We start from the raw sequence: 19770 nt of genomic DNA, 5'->3' as shown, positions 1-19770 counted from the left end.
TTACTAGCGATAAACGTCGCGGCGATTACCTATGCGAACGATAAGAATTTTGACAAGCCCGTCTTCGATACTCGCGATAATGCGGTAATCACCCACTCGGTATTTCCAGAAATCGCCTAAACGCGAGCCTTTCAGGGCTTCACCGATGGTTCGTGGATCGTCCAGTGGCACTATGCGTTCGTGCAAGAATGTCAGGATTCGCTTCTTAGTTTTGGAGTCAAGTTTATCAAGGTTCTTTTCGGCTAGCGTGGAAAGCTCAACTTCCCAAGCCATGGCGCTTCATCACATCGGCTAGAGGTGTTGTCGTGGAAGTTCCGGCACGAATTGCCTCAAGCTCACGCTCTGCCAAATAGAGATCTTCCAAATCTTCCAGATGCTCTACTATTGCCTCAGTCACATAGTAAGTCTTACTGCGGCCCGTAAGGTCCGCAAGACTTTGCAGTCGATTTTCTATATCTGTCGGTAAGCGGATTGAGATGGCCATGATGGGCTCCAAAAGCATGCGATACAAATATCGCAACGCTACGCAAAAATTGCAAGTAGCACTTTAGGAGGCTTTTAACGCCGCGTTGCCTCGCCGGGTGCTGCGGGTTCCAGTGCCAGTGCGTGAACGCTGCCCTTCAGTTCCGCATCGAGAACTTCGTTGATTGCACGGTGGCGTGCAACGCGGGACATTCCGGCGAAAGCCTCCGCGACAATCCGCACGCGAAAATGCGTTTCGCCTGAACCGTCAAATGTGCCATGATGATCGCTGTCAGAATGATGGTGGCCTGCGTGAAGGTGACTTTCATTGATGACAGCCAATGAAACGGGATGGAAAGCCTGTGTCAGTTTGTTTTCGATCGCTGACTGAGTGGACATTTCGTTCTCCTGAGCCCATATGGTAGTTTCATTTGGCAAATCCGAACATGATCACAAATTTACCGCCATTTCAGGCGTTAGGTTAATCCGTGTGCGAATGTCAATTCACGTCAAGCCAAGATAATTTTATTCGATGACCACAAGCTCTAAATATTTCGACAGCATCCGTATCCGCCCCAAGAAGGCGGACGAGGAGAAATCGCGCACACCCGTTTGCCAATGGGACGGTTGTGACAAGCCCGGTCCGCACCGTGCGCCGGTGGGCCGTGAGAAGGAAGGCGAATTCTTCCACTTCTGTATCGACCATGTGCGCGAGTACAATAAGGGCTATAATTATTTCTCCGGCCTGTCGGATACAGAAGTTGCGCGCTACCAGAAGGAAGCCCTGACCGGTGACCGCCCGACATGGACCGTCGCAGGCCTGCCGGGCAGCGGAGCCGGGGCCAGTGCGAGCACACGTGCACAGGCTAGTGCAAGCGCCAAGACTTCGCCGGACTTTTCGAAGCTGCGATCTGGACGCGCTGCCTATCAAAACAGGTTCCGCGACCCCAACAGTGTCTTCAACAATGCGCGAGTCCACGTACGAAAGCTCAAGCCATTGGAGTCAAAAGCGCTGGACACGCTCGGTTTGGGTGCAAAAGCTACTGGCGAAGACATAAAGTCGCGCTATAAAGAGCTGGTGAAGCGCCACCACCCCGATGCAAACGGCGGTGATCGGGCTTCCGAGGATCGTTTCCGTGACGTAATCCAGGCCTATCAATTGCTCAAGACAGCCGGTTTCTGCTAGAGCCTTGAGTTGAATTCAGAACCTTGTCGCAAGGTTCACTATTTTTATGCGTCTGCCTTGCAGTCGCTCTGGAGGCATGATGAACAAGGTTGATCGCGATATTGCGAATTTGCCGGATACAACGGTTTCTGTAGAAAAGCTTTTCGGATTCCAGTCCGACATGATGGTCCCGGCCTATAAGGCAGGCGATGCCTATGTCCCGGAAATCGATACGGACTATCTGTTCGATAAAGCGACGACGCTCGCCATTCTGGCAGGCTTTGCCTATAACCGTCGTGTCATGGTTTCCGGCTACCATGGGACGGGTAAATCCACGCATATCGAGCAGGTTGCCGCACGTCTCAACTGGCCATGCGTCCGCGTCAATCTCGACAGCCACGTCAGCCGTATCGATCTCGTCGGCAAGGACGCGATCGTCGTTAAGGAAGGTATGCAGATCACGGAATTTCGCGATGGCATTCTGCCTTGGGCCTATCAGCACAATGTTGCTCTGGTATTTGACGAATATGATGCCGGTCGTCCGGATGTGATGTTCGTTATCCAGCGCGTGCTTGAATCATCCGGTCGCCTGACGCTTCTGGATCAGAGCCGCGTTATCCGCCCGCACCCGGCATTCCGCCTGTTTGCAACGGCAAACACTGTCGGCCTCGGCGATACCACCGGCCTTTACCATGGCACGCAGCAGATCAATCAGGCGCAGATGGATCGCTGGTCCATCGTGACGACGCTCAACTATCTGCCACATGACAATGAGGCGGCAATCGTTGCTGCGAAGGCCAAGCACTACCAGAACAAGGAAGGCAAGGAGATCGTCTCGAAGATGGTCCGCGTTGCCGATATGACCCGCGCTGCTTTCATCAATGGCGATCTTTCGACCGTCATGAGCCCGCGTACGGTTATTACATGGGCTGAGAATGCCGATATCTTCAAGGATGTGGGCTTTGCTTTCCGCCTGACCTTCCTCAACAAGTGCGATGAGCTGGAGCGCCCTATCGTAGCCGAATTCTACCAGCGTGCTTTCGGCAAGGAACTGCCTGAGTCCACCGCCAACGTGGTTATGGGCTAAGAGCACAGCAGAAAATGGCAGGTCCCGGAGACAACTCACGTGCAGTACCGAAAGGTCCGGTTGACAGCGAGCCCTTCAAGCGCGCTGTCACGGCCTGCATGCGTGCAATTGCCGGTGATCATGAGTTGGAAGTTGGCTTTGGCAACGATAAGCCTGCACTGACCGGTCACCGCGCACGCCTCCCGGATTTGCCCAAGCGTCCGACTGCCAATGATATTGCAGTTACGCGTGGCATCGGCGATTCGATGGCGCTGCGCCAAGCCTGCCACAATGACCGCATCCATGCGACACTTGCTCCTGAAGGCAAGCAGGCGAGGGCGATCTATGATGCGGTTGAACAGGCGCGTGTCGAGGCTATCGGTTCGCTGCGCATGGAAGGCGTTGCTGAAAACCTGACGTCGATGCTGGCGGATAAATATTCCCGCGCCAATTTCCCGGCAATTACCGACAAGGCCGAGGCACCGCTTGAAGAAGCCGTGGCTTTGCTGGTGCGTGAAAAGCTGACGGGCCGCAAGGCTCCGGAATCAGCGGGAAATGTGCTCGATCTCTGGCGCGATTGGATCGAGGAGAAGGCTGCAACCGATCTCGATCACCTGTCCGACAAGATCAACGATCAGAACGCATTCGCGCGTGTTGTGCGCGAGATGTTGGCCTCGATGGAGATGGCGGAAGAACTGGCGCAGGAAAGCCAGGACGACGACAGCCAGAGCAACGAGGAAGATCAGCCCGAGCCCGAAGAAAACAATGAAGGCGGTTCCGAAGAAGATCAGGGCAGCGATTCGTCCGAGAATGACGATTCCGATACGTCCAGTGATGACAGCCAGGCTGGCGAAACGGAAGCCGCCGATGCCTCATCCGACGATATGGATGAAGATTCGGATGCTGACGCGGAAATTCCGGGCGAGTCGCGGCGTCCAAATCAGCCCTTCTCCAATCTTGGCTCGGAAAGCGGTTACAAGGTCTATACGCAGGAGTTTGATGAGACCACTGACGCAGAAGAACTCTGCGACGAGGCTGAGCTTGAGCGTCTGCGCGCGTTTCTTGACAAGCAGCTTGCCAATCTTTCCGGCGTTGTCGGCCGTCTTGCGAACAGGCTGCAGCGCCGCCTGATGGCGCAGCAGAACCGCTCTTGGGATTTTGATCTGGAAGAGGGATATCTCGATAGTGCGCGTCTGGTGCGTATCGTGATCGACCCGACGCAGCCGCTTTCCTACAAGATGGAGCGCGATACGGATTTCCGTGACACCGTTGTCACGCTGCTCATAGACAATTCCGGCTCAATGCGCGGGCGGCCTATAACGGTTGCAGCAACTTGCGCTGACATTCTGGCCCGCACGTTGGAACGTTGCGGCGTCAAGGTTGAAATTCTCGGTTTCACCACGAAAGCGTGGAAGGGCGGGCAAGCCCGAGAGGCATGGCTTGAACGGGGCAAGCAGCCAAATCCGGGCCGTCTGAATGATTTGCGCCACATCGTTTATAAGCGCGCTGACGCCCCTTGGCGGCGCTCACGGCGCAATCTTGGCCTTATGATGCGTGAAGGTCTCCTCAAGGAGAACATCGATGGTGAGGCGTTGATTTGGGCGTATCAGCGTTTGCTGGCGCGTCCTGAGCAGCGCCGCATCCTGATGATGATTTCGGATGGCGCGCCGGTCGATGACAGCACACTATCGGTTAACCCCGGCAATTATCTGGAACGGCATTTGCGCGCGGTAATCGAAGAGATCGAAACAAAATCGCCCGTTGAGCTGATCGCAATCGGTATCGGCCATGATGTGACACGTTATTACCGTCGTGCTGTGACGATTGTTGATGCTGAAGAACTTGCGGGTGCGATGACTGAGCAGCTTGCCTCCCTGTTTGAAGAACAGGGCCGCGCGGCCGGCAAAAAAGCCGGACGCCGATAGGATGAGGTCAGTTGCGCTGCTTTGCTGGCGCGTCTGGTTGACATTGGCCATTTCGACAGCCTGTTTTCCGGCCTTGGCGCAGGAGCCGGGCGTATTGCCCATACAAATCAAATCCCGGTTCATTTCAAATTTCCGGCTCGGTTCAGCAGAAACGCGTTTCGGTTCATTCGAATTTATCGGCGGTCTGGATATGTCATCGGCGAGTGAACGTTTCGGCAGCATGTCCGCATTCCATTTTCTCGATGCGGGACGCAGATTTCTCGGTGTTACGGATACCGGCTCCTGGTATGCGGGGAGGATCGTACGCGATGCCAAGAGCAGGCCGGTAGCTGTCGAAGATTACCGGCTGGCGCCTATTCTAGGCGGTGATGGCTTGCCGCTCGATGGGAAGCGCGATTCCGATGCAGAGGGAATGAACGTCTCTGGTCAGACCGTCACGGTGTCTTTTGAACGCAATCACCGAATTGCCGAATACAAGCTCGATCTGGAGAGTTTCGCCTCGCTGCCAAAAATCCTGCCGCTGCCTATTCCAAAAGAAGAGTTGAGAACCAATCGCGGGATTGAAACCGTCGCCTATGCCCCTGCGAACAGTCCATTGCAGGGCGCGCGGGTAGCTGTGACGGAGATGAGCCTCAACAAGGCGGGTAATATTTTTGCGGCTGTGCTTGAGGGACCACGCAAGGGAACGTTCTACGTCCAGCGCAAGGATGGTTTTGACATTAGCGATGGAGATTTCCTGCCGGATGGCGACCTTCTGCTGCTGGAGCGCAAATACAGCATTATCACTGGCATCAGCATACGCCTTCGCCGCATTTCGGGCGATTCAATCAAGCCGGGTGTAACTGTGGATGGGCCAATGCTGCTTGATGCGGATCTGAGCTACCAGATCGACAATATGGAGGGATTGGATGTCTGGCAGGCCGCCGATGGGTCGACTCGCGTATCGATGATGTCGGACGACAATTTTTCTGTCGTCCAGAGAAATCTCTATCTGGAATTCCGGTTGGCCGAATAGATGGCAGGTGCGAAGATGGCGAGGACTGCGCCATAAGGCACCAGCATGACCACCGCCATCACGATCTTGACGAGCAGGTCGCCGAAGCCAAGCGATGCCCATAGCGGGATCTCAGAGCTGAAGAAGGGCACAGGCATTGCAAGGGACGAATCGGGCTGGCCGGTCATCGTATCAATCCACGCAAAATGTGCGGCAAAAGCGATGGAGAAAAACAGCAGCGTATCCAGCAACGATCCACATATTGCCGAGGCGAATGGCGCTTTCCACCATGTGAGCTGACGCAGCTTGCTGAAGACGGTGATATCGAGAAGCTGCGCTGTAAGAAAAGCTGTACCGGATGCGATGGCGATACGCGGCGTTGCAAGCCAGACTGACAGGACGACGGCAATGGCAAAGCCAGCATAAACAACGCGGCGCGCAAAGACCGGGCCGAACCTGCGGTTGGAGAGGTCGTTTACCAGAAACGCTATGGGATAGGTGAATGCGCCATACGTAAGAATCTCGCCCAATCCGAAATGATTGAATGGATATTGAACGAGAATATTGGACGCAGCCACGACGGCGCACATGGCCAGAACGGGCAAAACGAAATCGGTCAGGGAATAAGCGCGGCTGAGCGGCATTTTTTTATCCTGGGTAATGGAACCAGCAAGAATAAGGCCAGCATATGCTGGCCCTGATGATCAAGCAATGATGCAGTGCTAATTAAGCAGCAGCAACCGGAGCTTCGAGAAGCTTCTTGGCAATCTGGCGCTTCAGGAGACGGGCACGCTGTGACAGCTCCTTCTCGTCAGCCTTGACCAGGAATGCATCCAGACCACCGCGATGCTCGACGCTGCGAAGCGCATGAGCTGTAACGCGCAGACGATAGCTCTGACCCAAAGCTTCGGAAATCAGTGTTACCTGGCAAAGATTTGGCAAAAAGCGGCGGCGCGTACGGTTGTTCGCGTGGCTCACATTGTTGCCGTACTGGACCGACTTGGCGGTCAATTCACATGTGCGGGACATTGGGTCTCACCTTTAAATTTCATTCCCGCCGATCCAAATTCTGTCTTTTGCCATCGCATGTTGCCACGCAGCGGCTCAGCTTTCGGAAAGGCGGCCTATTGGGAAGTTGCGTTTCTATAGTGATATGAGCCTCACGCGTCAAGTGTGTATATGCGCTGTTTAGGCCATGGACTGTGTATTTCATCCTGATCACGCTGTGTTTAACACAACTTTGCCTGCTTTATAAACGAGCAGTACCATCAGGGACTGCGTTGGACAGGAATATGACAAAATGACAGCCAGTTGGCATCTCTCCAGTCGGATATTGATGGCGGTCTGCTTTGCTGCTTCTACCAGCTTGGTAGCGACAGAGGCAGATGCCGCGCAAATCTACAAGTCGGAATATCGCGTTTCGCTGTATGGCTTGACTATCGCACGCGCCAGCTTCTCGACCAACGTTTCCGATAGCCGTACCTATGAGGTCAATGGCAAATTGATGAGTTCAGGGCTTGGCAGTCTGTTTGACGACACGAGCGGTACGCTTGATGCGAAAGGCCAGTACAGTGAGGCCGGTCCGGTGCCGGGTTCGTATGTGGTGAAGTACAAGCACGGCAAACGCAACAAGACCACAACGATTGCTTTTGCCAATGGCAATGTGACGGCGACTGTGAATGTACCGCCGATCAAGAAGAAGAAAAACTGGGTCGAACTGAAACCCGATGATCTGAAATCTGTCGCTGACCCGCTTTCCGGCGTGATGGTGGCTGCTGACAATCTGGATCAGATATGCTCGAAGACGCTGCATATGTATGACGGGCAAACCCGCATTGATCTGAGGCTCTCGCCGGAGAGTAAACCGCAGCCTTTCGCTACCGATGGTTTCAAGGGTGACGCCATCACCTGCTCAGCAAAATTCGTGCCGATTTCCGGCTATCAATCCGGCCGGAAAGCCATCGAATATCTGAAAAACTCCAGCAAGATCAGTCTGACCTTTGCATCGCTTGGCAAGTCCGGTATCTATTCGCCGGTGCAGGCGAAAATCGGCACGCAGATCGGCACGGTGAGTGTTTACGCAACCCGTTTCGAGAAGACACAGTAAGCGGCTGCGCGCCGCCTGTTGATTTGGGGGCAGCGTGGCTACATTCGTTGGATTTCTTGCCGTTGTCATGTGGGCAATGCTTGCCCTGTTTACCGATGTATCGGGCAAAGTACCGCCATTCCAACTGACCGCGATGACATTCGCCATTGGCGCGAGCCTTGGACTGATTTCATGGCTTTGGCGTCCGGGTGCCGTCAAGCATCTGCGCCAGCCGCTCAAGGTCTGGATGCTCGGAGTCATCGGCCTTTTCGGATATCATTTCCTTTATTTCACAGCACTGCGTAATGCCCCGGCGGTTGATGCCAGCCTTATTGCCTATCTGTGGCCGCTATTCATCGTGGTCGGCTCTGCATTGATGCCGGGCGAGCGTCTGCGCTGGTTTCACATTGTCGGGACGCTGCTTGGTCTTGCCGGTACTGTGCTGATCATCACCAAAGGCGGGGGGCTGGGCTTCGATCCGCAATATAGCTTCGGCTATGCGATGGCGGGACTTTGTGCGCTGACATGGGCAGGTTATTCGCTGTTGTCGCGCCGCTTTGCAGAGGTGCCGACAGATGCGGTGACCGGCTTCTGCATCGCAACTTCGGTACTCTCACTCATTTCCCACTTGCTGCTGGAGCAGACAGTCTGGCCGGACGGTCTGGTGCAGTGGCTGGCGGTACTTGGACTCGGGCTATTTCCGGTTGGCGCGGCGTTCTACGTCTGGGATTACGGGGTCAAGCGCGGCAATATTCAGGTGCTGGGTGCGTCCAGCTATGCAGCGCCGCTGCTGTCCACGCTCGTGCTGATCGTCGCCGGCGTGACCGAGCCGACGACACGTGTATTGCTGGCTTGTGCCCTGATCACATTGGGTGCAGTGCTTGCGGCCAAGGATATGCTGCTTAAGAAACGCTAGGTTCCCACCCAGCCGGGGCGAGTTCGAACTGGGCAAAGTTGAAACCCGGTGCAACTGTGCAGCCCACAAGTGTCCAGTCGCCAAGGCTCTTGGCCATCTGCCAATGTCCGGCGGGAACCACTGCCTGCGGACGCTGACCACTTGCAAGGTCAATTCCGAGGATGTGGGTGCTCACCGGCTCTTTGCCGGAGGCAATCGATAGCTCCAAGGGTGCGCCGCCGTAATAGTGCCAGACCTCGGAAGCATCGATTACGCGGTGCCATCGGGAAATCTCACCCTTTTCAAGCAGGAAATATATGGCCGTGGAGTGGCCGCGCTTGCAAACCTGCGGCTCGGCCTTGTTGTCGCGGAATGTTTCGACATAGGCGCCGCCTTCGGGGTGAGGCTCAAGCCCGAGAATCTCTTTGATCTGTTCTGCTGTGGGGGTCATCAGAAATGATCCTTGCGCTTGCGAATCTCCGCAAATACCACCTCATCGGTAGCATTTTCCATTTTGAGATTTTTGCGGATGGCAGGATCGTGCCAGCGCAGGAAGGGATTGGTGGCCATTTCACGCAAGATTGTTGAGGGCAAAGTAGGCTGGTCTGCTGCACGCAGGGCGGTAATTTCCTTGGCCCGCTCCTTCAGAGCTGAATTGTCCGGATCGATAGTCAGGGCAAACCGCGCATTGCTTTCACTGTACTCGTGCCCGCAATAGACCTGCGTATCGCCGGGCAGCGCTACCAGCTTTTGCAGCGATGTGAACATCGTTGCCGGCGTGCCTTCCAGCAAGCGTCCACAGCCAAGGGAAAATAATGTATCGCCTGCGAAGAGCACCTTGGCCGCCGGGATATAGAACGAGATTTCCCCATTGGTGTGGCCGGGGGTCGAAATGACCTCGATATCGAAGTTACCGAACTGGAAATGATCGCCATGATTGAGAGTGGCGTCGATCCCGGGAATTTGCGACTTCTCATCTTCCGGGCCGATAATCTGAACGCCGAAACGCTTCTTGAGAGCCAGGTTGGCCTCAACATGATCATTGTGGTGGTGGGTCGTGAGGATATGCGTCAGCTTCCAGCCACGCCGCTTGAGCGCATCAAGAATTGGCTGCTCTTCCGGTGCGTCTATAGATGCGGTGAGATTGGTCTCCGGATCGTGGATAAGCACGCCGAAATTATCGCTGCGGGCGGAAAACTGTTCGATCTGCAAGTTTGACATAGCACTCTCTTTTTCTTTTCAGAACCAAGATAGGCCGCCGCCATGGATGCGCAACCCCGGCTAGCTGGCATTTTCTTGATGTTATAGATTGGCGTGGTAGTTTGCCCGCCATGCATCTCGATATCATCGATCTTCGAACGTTCTACGCATCGACCCTCGGTCATCTGACGGAGCGTTCGATTACCATGGCCCTTGCCACCATGTGGCCCAAACTTCCGGGCGAGCGTCTTGTCGGTCTGGGATATGCCGCGCCTTACCTTGACAGATTCCGCAGCGATACGGAGCGGACTTTTGCCTTCATGCCTGCAGGGCAGGGTGCTGCAAGCTGGCCGCCGTCAGAGCCGTCATCGACCGCACTGATTTTCGAGGAAGAACTGCCGCTCCCGGATTCGGCAGTGGACAGGGTATTGCTCGTTCATGCCCTGGAACATGCGGAAGATCCGCGTGAGACATTGAAGGAAATGTGGCGTGTTTTGGCACCCAATGGCCGACTTGTCATCGTTGTACCCAACCGGCGCGGATTGTGGGCGCGGTTTGAACATACACCATTTGGCAGCGGCAGACCTTATAGCCGTGGCCAGCTCATCCGGCTTTTGCGGGAAACCAATTTTACGCCCGGCCCATGGGGCGAGGCATTGTTCTTCCCGCCATCGTCACGCCGCTGGATGATGCGGCCATCCGCATTGTTTGAAAGAATGGGCAGGCGGTTCTGGCCGATGTTTTCGGGCGTACTGATCGTGGAAGCGCAAAAACGTGTTTATCAGGGATTGCCAGTGGCAAAGCGGTCATCCCGGCGCGTCTTTGTGCCGGTGCTTTCGCCGCAGGGCACAGCCATGCGACGCGATGGTCCGAAGGATGATCCGGTTTAACGGCGCAGCAAAAATACGGCCTGCTGGCCGAAAAGGTTCCAGAACCCCCAAGGCATGTTAAAGCCGAGGCGCTGGCCCAACGCGTTAAGCGCTACCGCTGATTCCACATGTGCGCCAACTTCCTTGGTCATATCCACAAAATCGTTGATTGTGCAGAAGTGAATGTTTGGCGTGTCATACCAGCTATAGGGCAGTTCTTTGGTGACGGGCATACGTCCATTGATCGCCAGCGAAGCGCGCATACGCCAATGGCCGAAATTCGGAAATGAGACGATTGCTTTTTCGCCAATTCGCAAAAGCTCGGTCAGTACGTATTTCGGGTTGCGTGTCGCCTGCAATGTCTGGCTGAGGATCACATAATCGAAGCCGCCATCCGGATAATATTTCAGGTCGCTATCCGCATCGCCTTGAATCACCGAAAGGCCGCGCGCAACGGATTCGCTGACACCCTTTTGCGAAAGTTCGACGCCGCGTCCGTCTACGCCTTTTGTGTTCTGCAAAAGCTCCAGCAATTCGCCATCGCCCGAGCCCACATCGAGCACTCGCGAGCCGGGTTTGATCAATGAGGCGATGACGGCAAAATCGACGCGGGGATGACTATTGATACTCATGATGGAAGTAGCCCCTTGGCCCGTGCTGCCGAACGCAGGAAGCCATTGACGGCGGAAAACATCTCCGGCTCGTCCAGCAGGAATGAGTCGTGGCCGCGATCCGATTCGATTTCCACAAAGGAGACAGAAGCACCGGCTGCGTTCAAGGCATGGGCAACAGTGCGGCTTTCACTGGTCGGGAACAGCCAGTCGCTGGTGAAGGAGACAATACAGAAACGTGTCTTCGTTCCGGCAAAGGCGTCAGCGAGACGCCCCTCGTGCTCCGCAGCCAGATCAAAATAATCCATGGCGCGCGTCATGTAGAGATAGGAGTTGGCATCGAAACGCTCGACAAATGTATTGCCCTGATGACGCAGATAGCTCTCGATCTGGAAATCGGCATCAAAACCAAATGTCACATTCTGGCGGTCCTGCAGATTGCGTCCAAACTTGTTGTGCAAGGCTGTTTCCGACAGGTAAGTGATGTGCGCGGCCATACGGGCTACCGACAGACCCTTGCGGGGTACTGTGCCAGCCTCAAGATAGCGGCCTTCCTTCCATTGGGGATCAGCCATGACGGCCTGACGTCCGACCTCATGGAATGCAATATTCTGTGAGGAATGGCGCGCGCCGGTAGCAAGCGCCACTGCTGCAAAAACCTTGTCGGAATGGCTGGATGCCCACTCCAGAACCTGCATGCCGCCCATGGAGCCGCCGACCACGGCGAAGAGTTGTTCAATGCCGAAATGCTCGACCAGCATTGCCTGCGCACGCACCATGTCCGCAATCGTAATGATGGGAAGATCGAGCGCATAGGGCTTGCCGGTTTCAGGATTGATCGAAGCCGGGCCGGTCGAGCCAAGGCAGCCGCCCAGGACATTCGAGCACAGAACGAAGTAACGATCTGTATCAATTGGCTTACCCGGACCAACGAGCAATTCCCACCAGCCAGACTTGCCCGTAACAGGGTGAACGTTTGCCACGTGCTGATCGCCGGTCAATGCATGGCAGATCAGGATAGCGTTGGATTTGTCCTCGTTCAGCGTGCCGTAGGATTGATAAGCAATGCGGAAGGGTGAAAGCGATACGCCGCTGTCGAGATTCAAAGGTTTATCTGCGCCAAACTCGACCACCGGACTGTGGGGATTTGTCGCTTCCTGACTTTTCGGGGCTTTATAAGCGGCGGGTCGGGTGGCTTTGGTCATATTGGTGCTGATCGTCGTAAAGTCCTGCTGGAAAAGATTGGCCGTAGCTATGGTCGCGTATGGGGCAAAGTCAAGTTGTTCTCGACATCTCGTCTCCAGACAGTTATGTCCGCGACGGAGTTTTTTGCCGCTTAACGGGTGAACAATCATGTCAACGACACTTAAAGACCAGCGTCCAACACCAAAAACCGGTTTGCTTGATATTGCGGCCTATGTGCCCGGCAAGGAACATGCGCATGGTGTGGCCAAGGTTTACAAGCTGTCATCCAACGAATCTCCGCTTGGCGCCAGCAAACTTGCGGCTGAAGCTTTCGGCACCGCTGCAAGAAATCTTGAAATGTATCCCGATGGTCAGGCGACCGCCCTGAAGCAGGCAATTGCGGATGTACATGGCCTGAATGCCGGTAACATTCTGTGCGGGAATGGCTCCGACGAATTGCTTGGCCTTCTGTGTCAGACATATCTCGCGCCCGGTGATGAAGCGATTTACACCGAACATGGCTTCATGGTGTACAAGATTTACATCATGGCCGCAGGTGGCACGCCGGTCATCGCCAAGGAAAAGAATGAGCAGGCCGAAGTCGATGCCATATTGAGCGTCGTGACGCCCCGTACGAAGATTGTATTCCTTGCCAATCCGAATAACCCCACGGGTACCTATCTGCCTTTTGAGGAAGTGCGCCGCCTGCATGCCGGCCTGCCGAAGAACGTATTGCTGGTTCTCGATGCCGCCTATGCGGAATATGTGCGCCGCAATGATTATGAGTCTGGCATGGAACTCGTTTCATCTTCCGAAAACGTGGTGATGACCCGCACATTCTCAAAAATTCATGGTCTTGCAGCGTTGCGGATCGGCTGGATGTTCGCACCCGCTCACGTCACCGGCGCGGTTAACCGCATACGCGGTCCGTTCAACCTGAACTCTGCGGCCATCCTCGCTGGTGCTGCCGCGATCCGAGATCGCGCGCATGTCGACAAGGCAATTGCATTCAACGAGCAGTGGCTTCCCTGGTTGACCGAAGAGCTGACAGCACTTGGCTTACGGGTAACGCCATCAGTCTGCAATTTTCTTCTCGTTCATTTCCCTGATGATGCAGCCAAATCCGCAGAAGCTGCCGACGCCTATCTGACGAGCAAGGGCTATATTTTGCGCCGCGTTACGGGATACGGATTTCCTAACGCGTTGCGCCTTACCATTGGATCCGAAGAAGCCAATCGCGGCGTAGTCGCCGCACTCTCCGAATTCCTGAAGTAAAAAATGTCCAAAGTTCATTTCAATACAATCGCACTGATTGGTATCGGCCTGATCGGCTCGTCACTGGCACGCGTCATAAAGCGTGAAGGTCTGGCCGATCACGTCATCATCTCCACGCGCAGCGAAAGCACGTTGGCGCGGGCAAAAGAGCTTGGCCTCGGCGATGCTTACACACTTGATAGCGCTGAAGCCGTCAAGAATGCCGACCTTGTTGTCGTTTCCGTTCCTGTCGGCTCATCGGGCGCAGTAGCCAAGCAGATAGCTGGTTCGCTCAAGCCCGGCGCAATCGTGACAGATGTGGGGTCAACCAAAGGCTCGGTCATCGCACAGATGCAGCCGGAGCTACCTGCAAATGTGCATTTCATACCGGGACACCCGCTTGCCGGAACGGAGTATTCCGGGCCGGATGCGGGCTTTGCCGATCTGTTTGTCAATCGCTGGTGCATTCTGACGCCTCTCGAAGGCACCGATGCAGATGCCATCGAACGGCTGAAGAAATTCTGGGAAGCTTGCGGCTCGCGGCTCGACACGATGGACCCGACACATCACGACCGGGTTCTGGCGATCGTTTCGCATCTTCCGCACCTGATCGCTTACAACATTGTTGGTACGGCGAGTGATCTCGAAGAGGTTACGAATTCCGAAGTCATCAAGTATTCTGCTTCCGGCTTTCGCGATTTTACCCGTCTTGCTGCATCGGACCCGACCATGTGGCGCGATGTCTGCCTGCACAACAAGGATGCGATCCTTGAGATGCTTGCGCGGTTTTCTGAAGACCTTGCATCCTTGCAGCGCTCGGTGCGGTGGGGCGATGGCGATGCGCTGTTCGATCTGTTCACGCGTACGCGTGCTGTGCGCCGTGGCATTATCGATGCAGGGCAGGAAATTGACGCCCCCGATTTCGGACGCCAGAAGGCTACGCCGCAATTATAAGGACGGCAGACGTCCAATTCGGATAAAGCCCACCGACATTTTGCCTTTCTTCACGGTGATCGGGAGTGTCGGTGCGCCATCCGAATTCCGTGGAACGAATGCCATGGCCTGAAGCACGGAAGAGATTGTGCTTTCCTCGTCCGGTAAAATTTCACGCATCGCTTGGGCGACACCTTCAGGGTTGCGCATGGTTACGTTGAAGTCACCGCTGATACGGCCTTCATCGTCGACGGAGAAAGGACCGGAAATCGCAATGCCGCTGCCATCGGCAAAACCGAGGTCGACATTATTCAACAGGCCCGATTGACCGCGGAGGATCGTTGCATCTCTTTCGGGTTTTGCCAAAAGGTCAAAGCCGTTCTCAAGCTCAATATCTGCAGCCCCGGTCAGCTCCGGCAGCGGATGCTTATAGACAACATTGTCTGCGATTTTGAGCTTCTCGAAAGACCAAGCAATATTCATTTTGGGCTCAGCGGTTGAAAAACTCAGCTTTCCGTCCTGCATGACTGCGATAGGAGGTGTGCCTTCAGCAGCATTGCGTTGATTGACAACAATATCGTTGCCTTGAACTGAAAGCTGCTTTGGCAAGGGCTTGTCCAGGCGGACATTTGAGCCGAGGTTCTTCCATGTGATATCCAAGGGAATCATATTCGGTGCGTCAACGGCTGCCGGTCCTTCAATCCGGCTGACGATCTGCATCGGGTCATAGACCTGCGCGGCGGCATTAAAGCTGCCAGCCATAATCGAAAGCTTTTTCGCCTGATCGACCCAGCCGACTTTGGTGCAGTCCAGTCCCAGCCTTATAGGAAAACCACTTGCCCCGGCATTCTCACAGGTGGCATCAATGCCCTTCTGCCTGAAGGCAGCGAGGTTGGTTGCCACACGGGTTTCAAGCTCATTGGCAAGATAAAACCAGCCGCCGGTGTAGATAATCCCGAGCAAGACAACGAAGCCCGCAAGATATTTGAGGAGCTTTCCGGACTTGCGGGTTTCTGGGGTATTGCTTGACGGCATGGTGCGGCTCTCGCTATCGGTCAGGAAGATACTTTGTTTCGAATCCAGCTATCGGGATGGATATGGGCGATTTTTGGGTCTTTGGCTATGGTTCACTGATGTGGAAGCCCGGCTTTGCACATGTAGAGACGCATCATGCCCGTCTTCATGGCTATCGCAGGGCGCTTTGCGTGCGTTCCTATGTACATCGTGGTACGCCCGAACGGCCGGGACTTGTTCTCGGACTTGATCGTGGTGGTTCCTGCCTTGGCATGGCCTTTCGTGTGCCGGGCGAGCTTGAGGACGAGGTTGTCTCTTATCTGCGCGAGCGCGAACTGGTTACGCATGTCTATCTTGAACGGCGCGTGGGTGTGCGGCTTCCTGATGGACGCAAAGTCGAAGCGCTGACCTATATTGTCGACCGTAACCACGTTCAGTATGCCGGAACATTATCAGTTAGCGAGGCTGCTACGGCCGTTTGCGGATCGGTTGGCGTATCGGGACGCAACGAGGATTACGTACACAACACGCTCGAACACATGCGCAAGATGAATATCCGCGACCATTGGATGGAGGCAGTAGCCGTCGCTGTGGACAAGCACAAACCTTAAATCTTTACGCCCAATTCCTTGAGGCGTGTGACGGCGGTGGGAGGCATTGGCGGTGGATTGGCAGACGTTGCTGCTTCGATCAGCAATTCGTCACAGGCCGCCTCCGTTACCTCCTGGAGCTTCTTTAGGAAAGCGTCATTGTCCAAGCCCGGTTGAATTGGCGGGAGAATGCGGCAGCGGATGACGCCGGGATGACGGAGAAACTTGCGGCGGGGCCAATAAAGACCCGCATTATGGGCGATAGGCAGGACCGGGACGCCAAGCTCACCATAGATGTGGGCTACGCCGTACTTGTAAGCAGGCGGGGCTCCGGGGCTTGTGCGTGTGCCCTCGGGATAGATCATCAATTGCCGGCCACCGGATACGGCGATATGGGCACCCTTGACGGCGGTTTTCATCGCCGCAGAGCGTTTGCCGCGATCAATAGGCACCATTTTCATTTTCTGGATGTACCAGCCGAAAAGCGGAATCCACATCAACTCGCGCTTGAGAATATAAACCGGGTCCGCGACATAAGGCAGAAAAGCGTAAGCGTCCCAGAATGACTGATGCTTCGGCGCGCAGATGTATGGGCCATCCGGAATGTTCTCCAGCCCCTCGATTTCCATATCCGTTCCGGCAAAGACCTTCTGCAACCAGAGATTTGATCTCGCCCAGTTCTTCGGAATGGCCCAAGCCTGCTTGCGCGGGCTGAGGAAGTAATAAGGCGTGAAAATGATCATCTGGACGATCAGGTTCAGGTAAAACAGCACGTTGAAGATGATCGACCGGATTATTGTCATAAGGGGCTCATAAGAAGTTGCATAAATGCAGTGCGTGGTTCGACGGGGCTCACCATGAGGAAGGTGTTTGATACGCACGTGAGCTACCACTATTGCAGAACTTGGCTTTCTGCAAATCAGTTGACCTCCTCATGGTGAGCCCCGTCGAACCACGCACTATAGATGTGCCAAGTTCAACGAAGATCCGGGCTAATCCCTGATCTGATGTAGCAATTCGTCAGTGACACTTGAAAGACTGTCCGGCAATTGGGCACGCGCCACGGCACCGAGATATTTGATATATTCCATCAGTAAAACCCGCACGATCTGTCCACGGGTTATCCAATCGCCGTCCTTGAGGCTGGTATTGGTGATCGGATAGGCGATGAACTCTATTTCCTGCGAGGCGCGACCAAGTTCGAGCATGGTGCGTGGTATGTGATAATTGTTGGTGACGACAATCACGCGCTTGTAGTGATTGGCGCTGGCCCACTTGATGCTTTCCGTGGCGTTACCCACCGTGTCCAATGCTGAACGGTCTATATCCACGCAGCACTCAAAGAGGGTTGCGTCGCCGCCGGTGACGCGTTGCAACTCGCTGCGTTTTGTCGATGGATGGACGCCGCTGATAAACAGACGTTCACCGCGCTTGTTCTTGAGCAACTCCAGCGCGCCTTCGATACGGGAGTAACCGCCGGTCAGGACGACTATGCCGTCGGCAGGTTCAGCGAGATCCGGTATGCCAAGAGTGGTGACACGGTCGCTGAAAACAATAAATCCACCGATGAACAGGCCTATCGCCAGGATAGCAAGCAGGAACAGAAACCGGGCAAAATACGTACCCAAGGTCGCAGACAATCCACGGACCGGAACTGTGTCCGTGTCGGGAGACTTGTTGCTGCTGTCGTTAAGGCCGTCCATCTTGTGCCGTAAGTGCCTTGTTCGAGAGTGTTGTTCTGCTTAGTCTGCCGCTCGTCAACAGGAAGCGGGTAGTCCGTAAAATTGAATAAAATATCTCAGGTCTCGTGATTTTCGCCTGTGCGTCCATCCACCTGCCTTAAATGCGCTATGACTGTCATTCGTGTTGTAATCATGGTGAGAACGCTGACTGCCAATATGATGAGAATGACGCCCGTATACCCGCCCGATCCGATAGAGAAGTTGCCGAACAACGCTGTCGCCTGATCTGCTTCGGGTGTTGCCAGATTACGCGACGACCACCATCCGATCATCAGAAAAATAAACATTGCGAGTGCGCCACCGAAAGCGGCACCCTTTAAAGCAGTCCAGAAAAAATGCCGCTCAAACTGGCGGGCCACGAATTTCTGTTCGGCACCGATGAAGTGCAAAACCTCGATGATGTGACCATTGCCCGCCATCGCCCCGCGTGTGGCAAAAATCACCGTGAGAACCGTTGCCGCCACCACAAGCGAAAGGACGCCGGTGCCGATGAGCACGGTCGAACGCGCCATGGAGACCAGACGGTCGACCCATGTGCGATGATCGTCGAAACTGGCGGCCGGTATCTGCCCGACAAGCATACTGCGGAGTGCCGCGAAATCCGGCGGCGAAGCTTCATCGAGCGTAACAACGACAAGACGGGGAACAGGCAATTCATCGATATCAAGACCAGTGCCAAGCCATGGTTCAAGAAGACGTGCCGTCGCATCACGGTCGATAATACGCGTCGATTTTACGCCAGCAAAGCCTTGCGCGATCTTGCTTGCCTCGGCAAGCATTGCTTCCATATCCTGACCTTCGACAGGTCTGATCTGGATTGTGGCCTCAGTCGAAATCTGGCTTTGCCACGTGGCGGCCGTCGATTGAACGAGGCTGACAGCGCCGACTGTGAGGCAGGCGAGGAATGTCATGATGGCGATCACGATCATCAACGCGTGACCGACAACATTGCCCGCCGGGACAATCGAGACCTGACCGCTACCTTTGCGAATGCGGGTCCATACTCGCCCGGCAACATCCAGCGCCCGATCCTTGAGGTCGGCGGCGTCAATCATAAACGTCGAGCCTCCCCTGATCGAGAATCATGCGTCGCGCATTGATCTGATCCATAAGGGTCAAATCGTGAGTGGCAATAACGACCGCTGTACCGGAGCGGTTCAACTCGCCGAAAAGCCGCAGCAAGCGACGTGCCAAGGGTGGATCGACATTGCCTGTAGGCTCATCGGCCAGAAGAATTTCCGGCTGATCGATTAGAGCGCGAGCGATGGCGGCGCGCTGTTTTTCACCACCTGACAGCACAGGCGGCAGCACATGCATGCGCTCACCAAGGCCAACCCAGTGCAGAAGTTCTTCCACTTCGGCGCGGTATGTTGCCTCTTCCTTGCCGCGAACACGCAAGGGCAGGGCAACATTCTGGTATGTGGTCATATGATCGAGAAGGCGGAAGTCCTGAAACACCACGCCGATCCGGCGGCGGAGCATCGGCATTTCTTTTGAAGAGATTGTCGCGATATCTTTGCCGAATACAGTAATTGAGCCGCGTGTGGGCTTGAGCGTCATGAACAACAGGCGCAGCAAAGATGTCTTACCTGCACCGGAAGGCCCGGTGAGGAACTGGAATGATCGCGGTGATATGTGGAGGCTGACATCGCGCAAGACCTCCGGGCCCATCCCGTACCGCAATCCGACATTCTCAAAACGAATCAACTGTGTTTTTCCGATCTCATCTGCATCGTGTTCTATTTTGCGGGAACTGATTTGACCACCCCATCAAACGTG

24 protein-coding genes are annotated in these 19770 nt (G+C 55.0%); 10 read left to right on the top strand and 14 right to left on the bottom strand.

Annotated elements, in window-relative coordinates; translation table 11 throughout:
• Positions 1 to 3: 3 nt before the first annotated feature.
• From ABKW30_RS00425 to ABKW30_RS00415, 3 genes are all read right to left on the bottom strand, one after another.
• Positions 4 to 273, bottom strand: a complete 270-nt coding sequence (locus ABKW30_RS00425) for a type II toxin-antitoxin system RelE/ParE family toxin (RefSeq protein ID WP_348596049.1) — start codon at positions 271 to 273, stop codon at positions 4 to 6.
• A complete protein-coding gene (locus ABKW30_RS00420; protein WP_348596047.1) occupies positions 257 to 484 on the bottom strand; it encodes a DUF6290 family protein in 228 nt (75 codons plus the stop codon). Before ABKW30_RS00420 ends, ABKW30_RS00425 begins: the two co-directional genes overlap by 17 nt.
• A 74-nt stretch (positions 485 to 558) precedes the next feature.
• Positions 559 to 861: a BolA family protein gene (locus ABKW30_RS00415; RefSeq protein WP_348596046.1), complete on the bottom strand. Its 303-nt coding sequence runs from the start codon at positions 859 to 861 to the stop codon at positions 559 to 561.
• 133 nt (positions 862 to 994) lie between these two features.
• Between ABKW30_RS00415 and ABKW30_RS00410 the strand changes: the two genes are divergently transcribed.
• From ABKW30_RS00410 to ABKW30_RS00395, 4 genes are all read left to right on the top strand, one after another.
• A complete protein-coding gene (locus ABKW30_RS00410) occupies positions 995 to 1648 on the top strand; it encodes a J domain-containing protein (protein WP_348596044.1) in 654 nt (217 codons plus the stop codon).
• A 79-nt stretch (positions 1649 to 1727) separates the two neighbouring features.
• Positions 1728 to 2714: a cobaltochelatase subunit CobS gene (gene cobS, locus ABKW30_RS00405; RefSeq protein ID WP_348597544.1), complete on the top strand. Its 987-nt coding sequence runs from the start codon at positions 1728 to 1730 to the stop codon at positions 2712 to 2714.
• Between the two features lie 14 nt (positions 2715 to 2728).
• A complete protein-coding gene (gene cobT / locus ABKW30_RS00400) occupies positions 2729 to 4618 on the top strand; it encodes a cobaltochelatase subunit CobT (RefSeq protein ID WP_348596043.1) in 1890 nt (629 codons plus the stop codon).
• Position 4619: 1 nt separating this feature from the next.
• A complete protein-coding gene (locus ABKW30_RS00395) occupies positions 4620 to 5633 on the top strand; it encodes an esterase-like activity of phytase family protein (RefSeq protein WP_348596041.1) in 1014 nt (337 codons plus the stop codon).
• On the opposite strand, the gene ABKW30_RS00390 is transcribed toward ABKW30_RS00395, so the two are convergent.
• Together ABKW30_RS00390 and rpmB are read right to left on the bottom strand one after the other, a co-directional pair.
• Positions 5606 to 6256 (bottom strand): queuosine precursor transporter, encoded by a 651-nt coding sequence (locus ABKW30_RS00390; RefSeq protein ID WP_348596040.1) that lies wholly within the window; start codon positions 6254 to 6256, stop codon positions 5606 to 5608. The genes ABKW30_RS00395 and ABKW30_RS00390 overlap by 28 nt on opposite strands.
• An 82-nt stretch (positions 6257 to 6338) precedes the next feature.
• Entirely contained in the window at positions 6339 to 6641 is a 303-nt protein-coding gene (gene rpmB / locus ABKW30_RS00385) for a 50S ribosomal protein L28 (RefSeq protein WP_008127961.1), read from the bottom strand.
• A gap of 271 nt (positions 6642 to 6912) precedes the next feature.
• Between rpmB and ABKW30_RS00380 the strand changes: the two genes are divergently transcribed.
• Both ABKW30_RS00380 and ABKW30_RS00375 read left to right on the top strand, forming a co-directional pair.
• Positions 6913 to 7719 (top strand): DUF3108 domain-containing protein, encoded by an 807-nt coding sequence (locus tag ABKW30_RS00380; protein ID WP_348596039.1) that lies wholly within the window; start codon positions 6913 to 6915, stop codon positions 7717 to 7719.
• A gap of 34 nt (positions 7720 to 7753) precedes the next feature.
• Positions 7754 to 8614 (top strand): EamA family transporter, encoded by an 861-nt coding sequence (locus ABKW30_RS00375; protein WP_348596038.1) that lies wholly within the window; start codon positions 7754 to 7756, stop codon positions 8612 to 8614.
• On the opposite strand, the gene ABKW30_RS00370 is transcribed toward ABKW30_RS00375, so the two are convergent.
• Both ABKW30_RS00370 and gloB read right to left on the bottom strand, forming a co-directional pair.
• Positions 8601 to 9044 (bottom strand): cupin domain-containing protein, encoded by a 444-nt coding sequence (locus ABKW30_RS00370; RefSeq protein WP_348596037.1) that lies wholly within the window; start codon positions 9042 to 9044, stop codon positions 8601 to 8603. The genes ABKW30_RS00375 and ABKW30_RS00370 overlap by 14 nt on opposite strands.
• Entirely contained in the window at positions 9044 to 9814 is a 771-nt protein-coding gene (gloB, locus tag ABKW30_RS00365) for a hydroxyacylglutathione hydrolase (RefSeq protein ID WP_348596036.1), read from the bottom strand. Before gloB ends, ABKW30_RS00370 begins: the two co-directional genes overlap by 1 nt.
• A 110-nt stretch (positions 9815 to 9924) precedes the next feature.
• On the opposite strand from gloB, the gene ABKW30_RS00360 reads away from it, so the two are divergent.
• Positions 9925 to 10683, top strand: coding sequence for a class I SAM-dependent methyltransferase (locus ABKW30_RS00360; RefSeq protein WP_348596035.1), 759 nt, complete (start codon positions 9925 to 9927; stop codon positions 10681 to 10683).
• Here the strand turns inward: ABKW30_RS00360 and metW are convergent.
• Positions 10680 to 11294, bottom strand: coding sequence for a methionine biosynthesis protein MetW (gene metW / locus ABKW30_RS00355; RefSeq protein ID WP_348596034.1), 615 nt, complete (start codon positions 11292 to 11294; stop codon positions 10680 to 10682). The two genes, ABKW30_RS00360 and metW, sit on opposite strands and share 4 nt — an antisense overlap.
• Complete coding sequence (locus ABKW30_RS00350; RefSeq protein WP_348596033.1) at positions 11291 to 12478, bottom strand: homoserine O-acetyltransferase; 1188 nt, start codon at positions 12476 to 12478, stop codon at positions 11291 to 11293. The genes metW and ABKW30_RS00350 overlap by 4 nt, the downstream gene beginning before the upstream one ends.
• 148 nt (positions 12479 to 12626) lie before the next feature.
• Here ABKW30_RS00350 and hisC point away from each other — a divergent pair, with 148 nt between their 5' ends.
• On the top strand, positions 12627 to 13733 hold the full coding sequence (gene hisC / locus ABKW30_RS00345) for a histidinol-phosphate transaminase (protein ID WP_348596032.1): 1107 nt from the start codon (positions 12627 to 12629) through the stop codon (positions 13731 to 13733).
• A 3-nt stretch (positions 13734 to 13736) separates the two neighbouring features.
• Entirely contained in the window at positions 13737 to 14666 is a 930-nt protein-coding gene (locus ABKW30_RS00340) for a prephenate/arogenate dehydrogenase family protein (RefSeq protein ID WP_348596031.1), read from the top strand.
• Here ABKW30_RS00340 and ABKW30_RS00335 read toward each other — a convergent pair.
• Complete coding sequence (locus ABKW30_RS00335; RefSeq protein ID WP_348596030.1) at positions 14661 to 15680, bottom strand: DUF2125 domain-containing protein; 1020 nt, start codon at positions 15678 to 15680, stop codon at positions 14661 to 14663. The two genes, ABKW30_RS00340 and ABKW30_RS00335, sit on opposite strands and share 6 nt — an antisense overlap.
• A 62-nt stretch (positions 15681 to 15742) precedes the next feature.
• Between ABKW30_RS00335 and ABKW30_RS00330 the strand changes: the two genes are divergently transcribed.
• On the top strand, positions 15743 to 16270 hold the full coding sequence (locus ABKW30_RS00330; protein WP_348596029.1) for a gamma-glutamylcyclotransferase: 528 nt from the start codon (positions 15743 to 15745) through the stop codon (positions 16268 to 16270).
• On the opposite strand, the gene ABKW30_RS00325 is transcribed toward ABKW30_RS00330, so the two are convergent.
• From ABKW30_RS00325 to ftsE, 4 genes are all read right to left on the bottom strand, one after another.
• A complete protein-coding gene (locus ABKW30_RS00325) occupies positions 16267 to 17052 on the bottom strand; it encodes a 1-acyl-sn-glycerol-3-phosphate acyltransferase (RefSeq protein WP_348596028.1) in 786 nt (261 codons plus the stop codon). The genes ABKW30_RS00330 and ABKW30_RS00325 overlap by 4 nt on opposite strands.
• A 189-nt stretch (positions 17053 to 17241) precedes the next feature.
• Entirely contained in the window at positions 17242 to 17952 is a 711-nt protein-coding gene (locus tag ABKW30_RS00320) for a YdcF family protein (RefSeq protein ID WP_348596027.1), read from the bottom strand.
• Between the two features lie 95 nt (positions 17953 to 18047).
• Positions 18048 to 19046 carry an ABC transporter permease gene (locus ABKW30_RS00315; protein WP_348596026.1) on the bottom strand — a complete coding sequence of 333 codons (999 nt, stop codon included), beginning with the start codon at positions 19044 to 19046 and terminating at the stop codon, positions 18048 to 18050.
• Positions 19039 to 19698, bottom strand: coding sequence for a cell division ATP-binding protein FtsE (gene ftsE / locus ABKW30_RS00310; protein ID WP_008127935.1), 660 nt, complete (start codon positions 19696 to 19698; stop codon positions 19039 to 19041). The genes ABKW30_RS00315 and ftsE overlap by 8 nt, the downstream gene beginning before the upstream one ends.
• Positions 19699 to 19770: the final 72 nt, after the last annotated feature.

The organism is Phyllobacterium sp. SB3 (assembly GCF_040009165.1).
Taxonomy (GTDB): domain Bacteria; phylum Pseudomonadota; class Alphaproteobacteria; order Rhizobiales; family Rhizobiaceae; genus Phyllobacterium.
Note: the sequence above shows the minus strand (reverse complement) of the source record. Positions and strands in the feature narration are given on the sequence as shown.